Origin of the sequence: Streptomyces sp. NPDC001406 (genome assembly GCF_042895285.1) — a bacterium.
Taxonomy (GTDB): domain Bacteria; phylum Actinomycetota; class Actinomycetes; order Streptomycetales; family Streptomycetaceae; genus Streptomyces.
On sequence record NZ_JBIAWG010000013.1, the window covers coordinates 84,924 to 97,834 of the forward strand.

Below are 12,911 nucleotides of genomic sequence, written 5' to 3' on the forward strand. Positions count from 1 at the left end.
GTTCGACGCCTGGCACGATCGACGCGTGATCAGTGCACCTGCGCCCAGGTCGCCGCGGACCACGATCCGCGCGAGTGCCTGGCCACGCTGCACGAACTGGAGGACGAGGACGTCCGGTCCGGTGCCTATGCGGCCTTCGACGGTGCGCCGGAGCTGCTGCACGGCCTGGCACCGGGGCCCTGGGCGCTGGTGACCTCGAACTACGAGCACCGGGTGCGCGGCCGCTTCCTGCGGACTGGCTTGCCGGTGCCGGACGTGATCGTGGACGCGGCCGCTGTCGAGGAGAGGACGCCCCGTCCGGAGCGCAGTCCGGGCTGCGGGTCTGCGCGAGGCAGTCCCGCACATCCTGGCCTTCGCGTCAGGTCCTCACGGGAATGCCGCAGCCTGAACCCATCAGCGCCGCGAGGCCCGGGGGGCCGGTCAGGGTCCGGACCAGGCCGAGATCGACGGCCCGGTCGATCGCCCACACCTGCTCGGTGGCCGATACGGACGGCGTTATCGCGCGGCTCCCTCGATGCCGTCGTTGTCCTTGGCGGTGCTTCCCTTGATGAAGTCGGCCGCCTTCTCCGCGGCCATGATGGTGGGCGCGTTGGTGTTCCCGCGCGGCACCGTCGGGAACACCGAGGCATCGACGACCCGAAGACCCGGCACATCGAGCACGCGCAGCTCGGGATCGACGACCGCGCCGATGGCACACGTCGACGTCGGGTGGTACAGCGTCTGTCCGGACCGCTGCGCCCAGGCGAGGAGGTCCGCGTCGGAGTCCGAAGCCGGTACGTCGCCGAACGGCCCGGTGACGAGATCGGCCACCGCCTGCTGCGCCGCGATCTCCAGGGCGATCCGTATCCCGGCGACGATGCAGTCCCGGTCCTCGGACGTCAGCAGGTAGTTGTGCACGATCCGGGGCGCGGCGTCCGGGCGCGGGGAGCGCAGGGTCACCACGCCGCGGCTGGTCGGGGCCAGCACACACGGGCCGAAGGCGAAGCCGTGCTCGGTGACGGGGCCGAGCCCCTCCTGGTGGAAGAGTACGGGGGCGGCGTGGAACTGCAGGTCCGGGGCGTCCATGCCGTACCGGCTGCGGAAGAAGCCGCCGGCCTCGCCGATGTTGGAGGTCAGCGGGCCGCGCCCCTCGCTCTGCAACAGCGCGGCGTTCTCCGGGCTCGCCGCGCTGATCAGCGACTCTGCGTCGGTGCGGAAGTTCAGCAGCGTCATGTAGTGGTCCTGCAGGCCCTGGCCGACCGGCAGATCGCGGATCACGTCGATACCGAAGGCGGACAGGGCGGCGGCGGGCCCGATCCCGGACAGCATCAGCAGCTTCGGGGACTCGTAGGCGCCCGCGGACAGGATCACCTCGCGCTCGGCGCGGACCATCTCGATGGTGCCGCCCCGCTCCACCTCCACACCCGTCGCCCGGCCGCTCTCGATCACCACGCGGTGTGCGCGGGCCGCGGACAGCACGGTGAGGTTGGGCCGTTCGAGAGCGGGGTGCAGATAGGAGACAGCGGTGCTGCAGCGCATGCCGTTGCGCTGCGTCAGCTGGTAGCGCCCGACACCGAACTGACTCTCGCCGTTGAAGTCGTCGGTCGCCTTGTGTCCCGCCTGCTGGGCAGCCTGGACGAAGGCCGAGGCGAGCGGGTGTTCGGACCTGCCGTCGCTGACCGTCAACGGCCCGCCCACGCCGTGGAATTGGTCCTCGCCACGCTCGTTGTCCTCGGAGCGCCGGAAGTACGGCAGGACATCGGCGTAACCCCAACCCGTGGCCCCGGCAGCGGCCCAGCCGTCGTAGTCGGCGCGGTTGCCCCGGATGTAGACCATCGCGTTCATCGAGCTGGAGCCGCCGAACATCCTGCCCCGGGGCAGATAGCTCCGCCGCCCGCCGATCCCCGGCTCCGGGTCGGTGTCGAGGTCCCAGTCGAGGTCGGACTTGAACAACTGGGGGAAGGCGGCCGGGACATGGATCTCCTGCGCGGTGTCGGGGCCGCCCGCCTCGATCAGGGCGACCCGGACAGCGGGGTCTTCCGACAGGCGTGCCGCCAGGACGCAGCCCGCGGATCCGGCGCCGACGATGACGTAGTCGTACCTGCTCATGGCAACCCCTTTGGTCGAAAGGCACTACTGAAGACCCAAAACCGAAGAGGGCACATCTGAAAAGGCGTTTTCACGCCCGTGCCGCGCTGGGCGGCGCCACTCGGTCGCAGCACGCGACCTGTCAGGGGGACCGGCGGGAGTTGAGCCGGGCCGCCTGGCGCGTCAGGTGGTCGCGCTCGGCGAGGTTGGGTGCCTTCCGGGCCGCCTCGGCGTACAGCCGTGCCGCCGTCGCCAGGTCGCCGTCGCGCTCGTGGAGGTACGCCGCCACCGCGGTGTGGCGGGGCAGTGAGTCGTCCAGCGCCGCGAGGGCCGCCAGCCCGGCGCGCGGTCCGTCGGCCTCGCCGACGGCGACCGCGCGGTTGAGCCGGACGACCGGGCTGTCGGTCAGGCGCGTGAGCTCGTCGTACCACTCGACGATCTGCACCCAGTCGGTCTCCTCGGCGGTGGGCGCGTCGGCGTGGAGTGCCGCGATGGCGGCCTGGGCCTGGAACTCGCCGAGCCGGTCGCGGGCGAGGGCCGCCTGCAGGATCTCCACGCCCTCGGCGATCAACTCGGTGTCCCACCGGCCGCGGTCCTGCTCGGCGAGCGGTACCAGGCTGCCGTCGGGCGCGGTCCGGGCGGCGCGCCGGGCGTGGTGGAGCAGCATGAGGGCGAGCAGCCCCGCCACCTCGGGGTGGTCGATCGCGGCCGCGAGCTGCCGGGTGAGCCGGATGGCCTCGGCGGCGAGGTCGACGTCGCCGGAGTAGCCCTCGTTGAAGACCAGGTAGAGGACACGCAGCACGGTGGCGACGTCGCCGGGCTGGTCGAACCGCACGCCGGAGACGGTGCGCTTGGCCCGGCTGATGCGCTGCGCCATGGTCGCCTCGGGCACCAGGTAGGCCTGGGCGATCTGGCGGGTGGTGAGCCCGCCGACGGCGCGCAGGGTGAGCGCGACCGCGGACGCGGGCGTCAGCGACGGGTGGGCGCACAGGAAGTACAGCTGGAGCGTGTCGTCCACCGCGGGCGCGGGTCCGGGCGCGGGTTCCTCGTCGACGAGGTCCTCACGCCGACGGCGGGCGGTGTCCGCCCGGGTCGCGTCGAGGAACTTGCGCCAGGCCACGGTGACCAGCCAGCCCTTCGGGTCCCGTGGCTGGTCGGCCGGCCAGCCACGGACCGCCTCGACCAGCGCGTCCTGCACGGCGTCCTCGGCCGCCGCGAAGTCGGCTCCGCGGCGGACGAGGATGGCGAGCACGCTCGGCGTGAGGCTCCGGAGCAGGGCCTCGTTCATCCGAGAGGTCACTCCGTGATGGTGGGTGCCGCGGCGAGGAACGGGCGCACCTCGAGCCACTCGTGGATCGGCTTCCCGCCCGCGCCCGGAGCGGCCGACAGCTCCCCTGCCAGCTCGACGGCGCGCTCGTAGCTGTCGACGTCGATCACCATCCAGCCGGCGATGAGGTCCTTGGTCTCGGCGAACGGTCCGTCGGTGACCGGCGGGCGCCCCTCGCCGTCGTACCGGACCCAGGTCCCCTCGGGGGCCAGCGCCTGACCGTCGACGAACTCGCCGGTCTTCTCGAGCCGGGCCGCGAAGTCCTGCATGTACTGCACGTGCGCCGAGATCTCCTCCGGCTTCCACTGGTCCATGGGCACGTCGTTGACCGGAGCCGGGGCGCCGCGGTAGTGCTTCAGCAGCAAGTACTTGGCCATGGTGACTCTCCTCGGTACTGGTGCGACCCATTGTGGTCGCGTCCACCACTGGGACGGAGCCGACCACAGGTTCTCGACATCGCCGTCCGATCTTTTTTGGGATCTCGTGGATGAGCCCGGGTGAGCCGCCTCGCGGCGCCCGGGGCCACGGCGTGAACACACCGCCACTGTGCCAAGCGGGCGCCGCCGAATGGACGGTCCCACTGTGCCTGGACTGTGCGACCGCCTGCCCGTCGGCGGATGCGACGGTCGGACTCCAGCGGCGATCCCGAGCGCGTAACCGTCCCCCACTGTGCAACTCGATTGCCACTCGAAAAGCCCAATGAGACGCGTCGCTCGAAAGGTCCAATAAAATTTGCATCACTCGAACGCCGGGCCTGCCATGCGGACAGTTGCCATGCCGGGAAGCCTAGGATCCGTCACCGACAACGGGTCATCGTCCGCCGTGCCTGAGATGGGCGGGCCGATTTGACGACTGGAGGAGACGGGATGTCGCATAGCGCAGGCAGAACTCGTTGGAGACGCTTCGCGGCAATTCTGGTCCCCAGCGTCGCAGCCAGCGCAACTATTGCCGTTGCCATGGCACAGGGAGCACTCGCCGCGTCGTTCCTCATCTCCGGCCAGAAATTCCAAGTCTCTGCGGACACCATGACCGCCCACGGAGTCAGCATCTATGGCATGGTCGACGTGACCCGGAAGGGCAAACTTGTGCCCGTCGTGGTCACAGGAGCCCGGCGCGCGTCGATCACCGGCCTGTGCCAGTCCGTTGTGGTTGATATCCCGGTGCTCGGCCCGTACACACTGAGAGTGACCGGCGGCAATGAACGGCCGGCTGAGGCGTCGAATCTGTTTCTCGACGCGACAAGTCAAACGGCCGATGAGGTGAAATTCAGGGACCTCGACATCGGAATCGCACAGGGGGCGATCACCAAGGGGCCGATCAATCCCGGGGACAGGCACTCGCGATTCTTCGACCCCGACGGCTTTGGCCAGCAGGCCGAGTCGTCCACCCTGATCAACGTGCGCTGGACCACGGTCGCGGTCACTTCCGGCACGTTCAGCATTCCCGGTCTGTTTACTCGGCTCAAGCCAGGCGTCCACGAATGCTTCTGATCCACGCGTGGGGAGTTTTGCGCCCGAGCCCCACGTCGGCCCTCGTGCGCTTGATGCGCACGCCGTGCCGCTCATCAGGACGGGACACGTGATCACCAACTTCTTCGGCGGACAGCGCGATCTGCGCGTTGTCGTGGCAGACGCCCGGTGCAGATTCAGAACCTGGCGTGGTGTACGCCCCTTCTGGGCCGGGCTGTTCACGTTCCTGGCCGGCCTGCCGATCCTCTACTGGCCGTACGCGAACCTGGACTTGAGTGGCATCCCGCTGGCTCTGTCGACCACATCCGGTGCCGGATCACTGGTCATCGGCGTCCTCCTCATGGTCCTGGGGTTCACTCTCTGGTATCACCCCGACGTTCGCGTCTTCGCGGGGATCGCCACGCTGCTGCTCGCGCTCATCTCCTTTCCCGTCGCGAACTTTGGCGGCCTGTTCCTCGGACTGATCTGCGGCCTGATCGGCGGCTCACTGGCTTGTGCCTGGCTGCCACCCATCGACTCCGAGCCCCCTACGGCGTCGACGGACGGCGCGTAGCGCAGGCGCACATGGTCTGTGGACATCGACTCCACATCCTGCCGGGCGCACCGGCATGCGGGCCGGGCCCCTCACTGGCCGTCAGGTCGCGCGTGCGTGATCCCGACTCGGGCGCTCCCCGGGCCGGGATTCCTGTCTGGGAGTCACGGCCCGCGGTCCTGCATGTGCGCTACTTGCCTTCCAGTGCCGCCACCAGCTGCGGCAGATTGTCGCCGCCCACGATGAGGGCCAAGTGGTCGTGGTAGTCCCGGCTGCTGACGATCAGGCCGTCGCGGACCCGCAGTACCTGGATGTTGGCGGCCTCGAAGGTCCGCCCGGTCACTCGGTGGTGCACCTGATAGTCCCACTCGGCGACGATCACTTCCGGGTCGTCGGTCTCCCGGATCACCACGTTCGACGAGGACAGCTCTATGGGTGAGAGCGCGGCAACCTGCGCGAACCGCTCCCCGAGCACGGCTCGACCTTCGAATCGGCGTGGCCCCAGCGGCTCGAAGACGGTCTCCACCACGGCGTCCTCGGCGTAGAGCTCGGCCAGCTCCGAGAACCGTCCGGCGGTGATGCCGTGCAGCAGCTTCTGGAACACTTCGCGCGGTGACCGAGTTTCGGGCATGGTCAACCTCCGGAAAGACGCGGTCGTTAGAATCGGACTCGTGACTCCGGTTTCGACGATACGGACTGCCGACTCCGGTTGTCTAGGTGGTTCTTACGTAGGTGGCTCTGACGTAGGCGGGAAGCGGTGAGAGAGATGGGCGGCGCTCAGGAGCGCCCGCTGCGGGCGGACGCGGCTCGCAACCGGGCCAGGCTGCTGGACGTTGCCACGGAGGTGTTCACCACCCGCGGCGTCGGCGTGCCGACCGAGGAGATCGCCCGGGCTGCCGGGGTCGGGGTCGGCACGCTCTTCAGGCACTTCCCGACCAAGGAGGCACTGCTGGAGGCCGTGATGGTGCGCAGGCTGGAGACGATGGCGGCCCGGACCGCGCAGGTGGCCGCCGAGTCCGAGCCCGCCGAGGCCTTCTTCGCCTGCTTCCGCCTGCTGATCGACCAGTCCGCAGGCAAGGGCGATTTCGCCCAGGCCCTGGCCGCGGCCGGGGTGGATGTGCACTCGGTCCTGCGGGAGTCGAGTACGGCGATCCAGGATCAGCTGGGCGAACTGCTGGCCGGGGCGCAACAGGCCGGGGTGGTCCGCCCGGAGCTGGGCCTACCGGAGCTGCTCGCGCTGCTGGCCGGAACCAGCAAGGCGATGGAGCAACTCCCCGCGGACCCGGCAGCCCGGGAGCGAATCTTCGAGGTGGTCTTCGCGGGGCTGCGGCCACGCCGATGACCGGGCATCTTCCTCCGCTCCGGTCCCGGTGATCCCTGCACTGTCGCTGTGCTGGGTGGTGTGATCGGCTACGCGCCGAAATGGGGGCGGACGACGACCGCGCAGAACTGCCCGGCAGGTTCGACGATTCGGAGCGTCGGGCTCAGGAGCCGGCCCTGAGGAAAACGATGAGGGCCGCGTTCACCTCGTTCGGGCGTTCCTGCTGAGTCCAGTGTCCGCAGCCGCCGAGTTTGAGGGGCTTGCGCGACAGGTTGGGCATCAGGTCGGGGAGTCTGTCGATGAGTTCGGGTGTGCCGGGGAAAGCCGGGACGGCGTCGTGGTCGCCGTAGATGTACAGGCTGGGACGGGTGACGACGGCGCCGTGCCAGGGAGCGGTCAGTTCCCAGTTGCGGTCGAGGTTGCGGTACCAGTTGAGCGCCCCGGTGAAGCCCTTGGAGAAACTCTCGGTGAGTGCGTCGAGATCATCCTCGGTGAACCACTCCGGCAGGACCTCGGGGTCCGGCATGGTCGCGAGCCAGCCGCGCTCGGGGTCGACCAGTGGCTGCTTGCCCTCGCCGGCGTCGGGAGCGTCACCGGAAGCCCAGTAGAAGAACTTCCGCAAAGCGGTGCGTGTGTCCTTTGCGAACTCGGCGTCGGCGATGCCGGGGCGGTTGAAGTAGTTCCAGTAGAAGCGCCCGCCGAATTGTTTGTCCATGGCGGCCAGGGGAGGCTCTGATCCCCGGAAGGGGGGTGGCACGCTCAGCCCGGCCACCCCGAGCACCATGTCCGGTCGTAGCAGCGCGGTGTGCCACGCGACGGGCGCGCCCCAGTCGTGGCCGACGACGTACGCCTTCTCCTCACCCAGGGCCTGGATCAGTCCGACGACGTCGCCGACCAGGTGGAGGATGGTGTACGCGTCGACGTCGTCGGGATGGTCGCTGCGTCCGTATCCGCGCTGGTCCGGGGCGACCACTCGAAAGCCCGCGTCGGCCAGGGGCCCGAACTGGTGGTGCCAGGAGTGCCATGACTCGGGAAAGCCGTGCAGGAGCACCACCAGGGGACCGTCGCCTTGCTCGGCGATGTGAAGCCGAATGCCGTTCACGTCGACCATTCGATGCTCAACCATGTGCATGAGCGTATGCGTCGTGATCTTCGGACGCAGGCGTCGCTCCTGGGCCTGTCGCGAGCCTCCCCCGTTTGTCTCACAGAGGGCCGTCTCTACACGGTGACACGCAGCGGTGTGCTCGAAGTGATGTCGTATGCCTCAGGGTCGAACTCGGCCAGGCGCCGCCGCATCCGACCCGTCGACCAGGGCCAGCTGAAGCTGTTGCGGCCGTTGTCGTCGAGGTAGTAGCTGGAGCATCCGCCCGCGTTGTAGACGGTACGCGGCAGAGCCTGCTGGATCTCGGCGCTGAAGGCGGCCTGGACCTCTGGGCGTACGTTCATGCTGCTCCAGCCTGACGCGCGGAAGTGACGCACCGCGGCTGTGACGTAGTCCAGTTGTGCCTCGAGGATCGTGTAGGCGGAGGAGTGCCCGGTACCGAGATGTGGCCCGAGCAGGACGAACGCGTTGGGGAAGCCACTGACCGTGGTGCCCAGATAGGCGTCCGGGCTGCCCTTCCAGTGGTCGTCGAGGCTGGCGCCGTCGGCGTCGAACACCCGGTGGGCGATGGGCATGTCGAGGATGTGGAAGCCGGTTCCCAGAATGATGGTGTCGACGTCCGCGCCGCTGCCGTCCGCGCCGATGACGCGGCTGCCGCGGACGGCCGCGACCGCCGTGGCGTGGACGGTGACATTGGGCCGGGTCAGCGCGGGATAGTACGTGTTCGACAGCAGCAGCCGCTTGCAGCCCAGGGTGTAGTCGGGTGTCAGGGCCCGGCGCAACTGCGGGTCCTTGACCGTCGCTTTGAGATGGAGCGTGCCCACCTTCTGCACCGCGCGCAGGAGGGACGGGTGTCGGAAACCGACTCCCAGGGTTTCCAGTGCCGCGTATTCCGCGTTCCGCAGGGCCCGTTGGGCTGCCGGAAGGCGTCGCATCAGCCATCGCTCGGCACGGGGCACGTAGTGGTCGGGCTTGGGCAGCACCCATTGAGCGGTGCGCTGGAACAGGTGAAGTCGCCCGACGTGTGGCTGGATGGCGGGGACGAATTGCACGGCTGACGCGCCGCTGCCGACTACGGCGACACGTGTGCCCGTCAGGTCGTGATCGTGGCGCCAGCGCGAGGAGTGGAAGACCTCGCCGGGGAAGTCGGCCAGGCCGGGGATGGCGGGGAGCAGGGGTTCGTGCCAAGGGCCTGCCGCCGCGATCAGGAAGCGGGCCGTGTAGCGGTCCCGGTTGGTCTCGACCTGCCAGCGGGCCTGGTGGGGGTGCCATTGGGCACGTATGGCCTCGGTGCCGAAGTGGATCAGCGGGGTGATGCCGTACCTGGCCGCGGTGTCACGGAGATAGGCGCGTATCTCCGGCTGGCCCGCGAAGGCACGTGTCCACTCCGGGTTGGGTGCGAACGAGTACGAGTAGAGGGCGGAGGGGACGTCGCAGGCGCAGCCTGGGTAGGTGTTGTCCCGCCAGGTGCCGCCGAGGTCGTCCGCCTTCTCCATGAGGACGAGGTCGTGGATGCCGGCCTGGCGCAGTCTGACGGCGGCTCCGATGCCGGACAGACCGGTGCCGATGATGAGGACCTCCACGTCGCGGGTCGCGCCGGTTACGGTTGCCGCGGGAGCGTCGGGCTGGGGCATGTCAGGCTCCTGTCCGAGCGTCGAGACCATGGCCGGCGGGGGTGTGCGGAGCGGGTGAGCCGGCCGCTCGGAGGCGCTCGCGGACGGTGGCTCGCGTCGTGCGCAGGGCCGTCTCCAGGACCGTCAGGCGGCGTCGGCCGTTCATGAAGTTGCCTCCCATCACCTTCAGGTCGGTGGCGGTGGGCTCGATCCGGATCACCCGTGTGCCCGACGCCTGCAGCGCGGCGCATTCGGCGTTCAGCGTGCGGGTCATCACGCGGCGGAGCAGCGCCTCCGCGCGGCCGAGGCCCGTACGTGATGCGGGGGAGGACGAACTCATCGGCGCCACGACGTACACCTCGTCGAGGCCACGGGACACCAGGAGGTCGGCCGAGGCGGTGGACATGATGCCGCCGTCCGCGTAGCGCCGGCCGCCGATGCGTACGGGTGGAAACCATCCCGGGACCGCCCAGGACGCGCGCAGAGCGTCACGCAAGGCGACCGACGCGGTGTCCGGATGCCCGAAAACGGTACGTCGCCCCATGTCGAAGTCGGTCGCCACCAGCCAGGTCGCGGGATGGGTGACCCAGCCTCCGGCAGGGGCGAGGAAGTCCGCCAGGGCTGCCAGCCAGTGCGCTGAACCACGTCCTTGCGGGAGCAAGCCGGACAGGCCCGCGAGAGAGGGAGCGCTGCCGCCCAGCGCGCGGCGCGTCAGCCCGGGCGATCCGGGGAAGAGCGCGGGCCGTGGCGGTAGGCCTCGGGGAGGGGCCGCGAAGTGGCGGCGGAGTTCGGGTTGGGCCTCTGGGCGGGCGAGTTGCGCGGCCAGGAGTTCTGCCGTTCCGATGCCGCTGCCGAGCATGGCCGCCAGCTCCGCTCCGGCCGAGGTGCCCACCAGGACATCGGCGTCCCGCACGTCCCACTGCACGATCTGTTCGAGTGAATGCAGAGCGCCGATCGTCCAGGCCGCACCGAGGGTTCCGCCACAGCCCAGTACCAGTGCGCGGGATGGGGTCGTTCGCCTGCCAGTCATGGTCACTGAGTACTCCGCCCAATCGGGACATCGAGCCATCGGGATTCCGGCGAGATCGGGATACCGGTGGTATCTGAATTCGGGATACTAGCGGTATCCGGGTGGGGTGGACAGCCCGTGTCGGGGATAGGATCCGAGGACTTCAAGAACGTCCGAGCCTGCTGGTCGAGCCGTGCAGGACGGGAGAGGGAACAGAAACATGGCCCGCCTCAGCCGCGTCGAGAGCCAGGAGCGCACGCGCGAGCGACTCGTCGCCACCGCGCGGGACCTGTTCTTGCGCAACGGCTACGGCGCCACTTCCCTCAGCGAAGTAGCCGAGGCGGCCGGGTATTCGAAGGGCGCCGTCTACTCCAACTTCCGCAGTAAGGGCCACCTGTGCCTGGCCGTCCTCGATGACATCCGTGCCGAGCAGCTGACCCTGCTCACCGACTCCGTCATGCATGACGCCCGGATCGAAGACCGCCTGGCGGCGTTCACCGCGTGGGGCGAGGCACACATCGGTGACGAGGCCTGGACCACCCTCGAAGTCGAGTTCCTCACCCAGGCCCGCCACGACGACGAACTCCGGCACGAGATCACGGCGCGTGCCGTCGCCATCCGCGAGGCGCTCGCTCAGCTGCTCGACGCCCTGGCCCAGGAGTTGGGCGCCTCCCTGGCCATGCCCGCCGAGCAGGCCGCGATGACTCTGCTCAGCCTCGGCATCGGACTCGGCCTCCAGCGGATCACCGACCCTGCCGTTTCCACCAGGGTCCTCACCGACACCCTGCGTCTCATCCTGCGCTGACGGCCGTGCGCACCCCGCGGAGCTGACCGGGAAGACCCCGGTGATCCACTGGTGAGCCGTGGCGGCCGCCATCCGAGTGCAGTTGGCGGCGAGGGCGATGGGGAATGCCGTGGCTGCTGTGGTCCGGTGGGACGGTGGTGGCCTCATGCCGACGTCGCTATGCCACGATTAGTTCCATTTTGTCCGAGCATCTACCCATGAACGAAACCTTGCGGCCGCTGCTGCGTCATACCTAAAATACTTTCGCTGCTACTCGCATTCGGCGAAAAATATTCGGTGAACGGCTATCGAGAGTAGGTGCCTCCATGACGGTTGCTGCTGCGTCGACGGTCCACCCGGACGAGGTGCACGACAGGCTCGGCCGCTATGTGCTGACCGACGGTTTCAAACTTGTGCTCGACCCGCTTGCCAGTCACGGCTCGTGGATCGTCGATGCGCGCACCGGTGAGAAGTTCCTCGACCTCTACTCGTTCTTCGCGTCCGCTCCTCTGGGGCTCAACGCGCCGGGCATCGTGGACGACCCGGCGTTCATGACCCTGCTCGCGCAGGTGGCGGCGAACAAGCCTGCCAACCCCGACATCTACACCACCCACTACGCCGAGTTCGTCGAGACGTTCGTGCGCGTGCTGGGCGATCCGGACCTGCCTCGACTGTTCTTCGTCGAGGGTGGCGCGCTCGCCGTCGAGAACGCGCTCAAGACGGCGTTCGACTGGAAGAGCCGCCACAACGAGGCCGCGGGCCGCTCACCCGAACTCGGCACCAAGGTGCTCCACCTGCGGCGGGCGTTCCACGGCCGCAGCGGCTACACCCTCTCGCTGACCAACACCGAGCCCAACAAGACGGCCCGCTTCCCGAAGTTCGACTGGCCGCGCATCGACGTACCCGCCGTGCGGTTCCCCCTTGATCGCCACCTTGCCGAGGTCGAGGCGGCCGAGCAACGGGCCCTCGAACAGGCGCGGCGAGCGTTCGAGGACAACCCGCACGACATCGCCTGCTTCATCGCCGAGCCGATCCAGGGCGAGGGGGGTGACAACCACATGCGCGCGGAGTTCCTGCAGGCGATGCAGGCGCTCTGCCACGAGTACGACGCCCTGTTCGTGCTCGACGAGGTGCAGACGGGGGTGGGCATCACCGGTACCACCTGGGCCTACCAGCAGCTCGGTCTTGAGCCGGATATCGTCGCCTTCGCCAAGAAGGTCCAACTCGGCGGCATCATGGCCGGCCGCCGCGTCGACCAGGTGCCCGACAACGTCTTCCAGGTCTCCGGCCGGATCAACTCCACCTGGGGCGGCGGGCTGGTCGACATGGTCCGGGCCCGCCGCATCCTGGAGATCGTCGAAAGGGACGATCTGGTGGCCCATGCCGCTGCCGTGGGATCGTGGTTCCTGGCCGAACTGCGTGATCTGGAAGTCCGACACGCGCCGGTGGCGTCCAACGCGCGGGGACGCGGACTGATGAGCGCCATCGATCTGCCCGACAGCGGCGTCCGCGACGAGGTGGTACGCCGGTTGCGAACCGAGGAGCAGGTGATCGCATTGCCGTGCGGTGAGCGTTCGGTGCGCTTCCGCCCTGCCCTGTCCATCACCCAGGACGAGCTGTCGATCGCCCTGCGGGCCCTCGACCGGATTCTCGCCGGTCTGCAGTGACCCCGTACCAGCCGACAAGG

Annotated in this window: 12 protein-coding genes and 1 pseudogene; 6 read left to right on the forward strand and 7 right to left on the reverse strand. The window is 69.0% G+C overall.

All coding sequences use genetic code 11. From position 1 onward, the window contains the following. Positions 1-300, forward strand: a pseudogene (locus ACFY1J_RS29915) (phosphatase); the annotation flags it as partial. Between the two features lie 195 nt (positions 301-495). Here the strand turns inward: ACFY1J_RS29915 and ACFY1J_RS29920 are convergent. The 3 genes from ACFY1J_RS29920 to ACFY1J_RS29930 form a co-directional block, all read right to left on the reverse strand. Beyond that, a complete protein-coding gene (locus tag ACFY1J_RS29920) occupies positions 496-2,088 on the reverse strand; it encodes a GMC family oxidoreductase (RefSeq protein WP_390711163.1) in 1,593 nt (530 codons plus the stop codon). A gap of 121 nt (positions 2,089-2,209) precedes the next feature. Further along, positions 2,210-3,355, reverse strand: a complete 1,146-nt coding sequence (locus tag ACFY1J_RS29925; RefSeq protein WP_390711248.1) for an RNA polymerase sigma factor — start codon at positions 3,353-3,355, stop codon at positions 2,210-2,212. An 8-nt stretch (positions 3,356-3,363) separates the two neighbouring features. Continuing rightward, positions 3,364-3,771, reverse strand: coding sequence for a YciI family protein (locus ACFY1J_RS29930; protein ID WP_390711162.1), 408 nt, complete (start codon positions 3,769-3,771; stop codon positions 3,364-3,366). A gap of 579 nt (positions 3,772-4,350) precedes the next feature. Between ACFY1J_RS29930 and ACFY1J_RS29935 the strand changes: the two genes are divergently transcribed. Further along, the gene (locus ACFY1J_RS29935) at positions 4,351-4,884 is read left to right on the forward strand and encodes a DUF6230 family protein (RefSeq protein WP_390711161.1); all 534 of its coding nucleotides are present in this window, start codon (positions 4,351-4,353) and stop codon (positions 4,882-4,884) included. A gap of 88 nt (positions 4,885-4,972) precedes the next feature. Continuing rightward, entirely contained in the window at positions 4,973-5,416 is a 444-nt protein-coding gene (locus ACFY1J_RS29940) for a DUF6114 domain-containing protein (RefSeq protein WP_390732304.1), read from the forward strand. 169 nt (positions 5,417-5,585) lie between these two features. Here ACFY1J_RS29940 and ACFY1J_RS29945 read toward each other — a convergent pair whose 3' ends face one another. Beyond that, positions 5,586-6,026, reverse strand: coding sequence for a nuclear transport factor 2 family protein (locus tag ACFY1J_RS29945; protein WP_390711159.1), 441 nt, complete (start codon positions 6,024-6,026; stop codon positions 5,586-5,588). 135 nt (positions 6,027-6,161) lie between these two features. Between ACFY1J_RS29945 and ACFY1J_RS29950 the strand changes: the two genes are divergently transcribed. Further along, entirely contained in the window at positions 6,162-6,737 is a 576-nt protein-coding gene (locus tag ACFY1J_RS29950; protein ID WP_390711158.1) for a TetR/AcrR family transcriptional regulator, read from the forward strand. A gap of 142 nt (positions 6,738-6,879) precedes the next feature. On the opposite strand, the gene ACFY1J_RS29955 is transcribed toward ACFY1J_RS29950, so the two are convergent. The 3 genes from ACFY1J_RS29955 to ACFY1J_RS29965 all read right to left on the reverse strand — a co-directional run bounded on the left by ACFY1J_RS29955 (position 6,880) and on the right by ACFY1J_RS29965 (position 10,461). Then, positions 6,880-7,842: an alpha/beta fold hydrolase gene (locus tag ACFY1J_RS29955; RefSeq protein ID WP_390732305.1), complete on the reverse strand. Its 963-nt coding sequence runs from the start codon at positions 7,840-7,842 to the stop codon at positions 6,880-6,882. A gap of 92 nt (positions 7,843-7,934) precedes the next feature. Then, positions 7,935-9,452, reverse strand: coding sequence for a flavin-containing monooxygenase (locus ACFY1J_RS29960; RefSeq protein WP_390711156.1), 1,518 nt, complete (start codon positions 9,450-9,452; stop codon positions 7,935-7,937). Position 9,453: 1 nt separating this feature from the next. Beyond that, the gene (locus ACFY1J_RS29965; RefSeq protein WP_390711155.1) at positions 9,454-10,461 is read right to left on the reverse strand and encodes a patatin-like phospholipase family protein; all 1,008 of its coding nucleotides are present in this window, start codon (positions 10,459-10,461) and stop codon (positions 9,454-9,456) included. 199 nt (positions 10,462-10,660) lie between these two features. Between ACFY1J_RS29965 and ACFY1J_RS29970 the strand changes: the two genes are divergently transcribed. Continuing rightward, positions 10,661-11,245, forward strand: a complete 585-nt coding sequence (locus ACFY1J_RS29970) for a TetR/AcrR family transcriptional regulator (protein ID WP_390711154.1) — start codon at positions 10,661-10,663, stop codon at positions 11,243-11,245. A gap of 305 nt (positions 11,246-11,550) precedes the next feature. After that, the gene (gene lat / locus ACFY1J_RS29975; protein WP_390711153.1) at positions 11,551-12,891 is read left to right on the forward strand and encodes an L-lysine 6-transaminase; all 1,341 of its coding nucleotides are present in this window, start codon (positions 11,551-11,553) and stop codon (positions 12,889-12,891) included. The last annotated feature ends 20 nt before the right edge of the window (positions 12,892-12,911 follow it).

Bases quoted from the DNA above. Each gene is read 5' to 3' on its own strand.
- ACFY1J_RS29920 (WP_390711163.1), bottom strand. From the start codon at position 2,088: ATGAGCAGGTACGACTACGTCATCGTCGGCGCCGGATCCGCGGGCTGC.
- ACFY1J_RS29925 (WP_390711248.1), bottom strand. From the start codon at position 3,355: ATGAACGAGGCCCTGCTCCGGAGCCTCACGCCGAGCGTGCTCGCCATC.
- ACFY1J_RS29930 (WP_390711162.1), bottom strand. From the start codon at position 3,771: ATGGCCAAGTACTTGCTGCTGAAGCACTACCGCGGCGCCCCGGCTCCG.
- ACFY1J_RS29935 (WP_390711161.1), top strand. From the start codon at position 4,351: ATGGCACAGGGAGCACTCGCCGCGTCGTTCCTCATCTCCGGCCAGAAA.
- ACFY1J_RS29945 (WP_390711159.1), bottom strand. From the start codon at position 6,026: ATGCCCGAAACTCGGTCACCGCGCGAAGTGTTCCAGAAGCTGCTGCAC.
- ACFY1J_RS29950 (WP_390711158.1), top strand. From the start codon at position 6,162: ATGGGCGGCGCTCAGGAGCGCCCGCTGCGGGCGGACGCGGCTCGCAAC.
- ACFY1J_RS29955 (WP_390732305.1), bottom strand. From the start codon at position 7,842: ATGGTTGAGCATCGAATGGTCGACGTGAACGGCATTCGGCTTCACATC.
- ACFY1J_RS29960 (WP_390711156.1), bottom strand. From the start codon at position 9,452: ATGCCCCAGCCCGACGCTCCCGCGGCAACCGTAACCGGCGCGACCCGC.
- ACFY1J_RS29965 (WP_390711155.1), bottom strand. From the start codon at position 10,461: ATGACTGGCAGGCGAACGACCCCATCCCGCGCACTGGTACTGGGCTGT.
- ACFY1J_RS29970 (WP_390711154.1), top strand. From the start codon at position 10,661: ATGGCCCGCCTCAGCCGCGTCGAGAGCCAGGAGCGCACGCGCGAGCGA.
- lat (WP_390711153.1), top strand. From the start codon at position 11,551: ATGACGGTTGCTGCTGCGTCGACGGTCCACCCGGACGAGGTGCACGAC.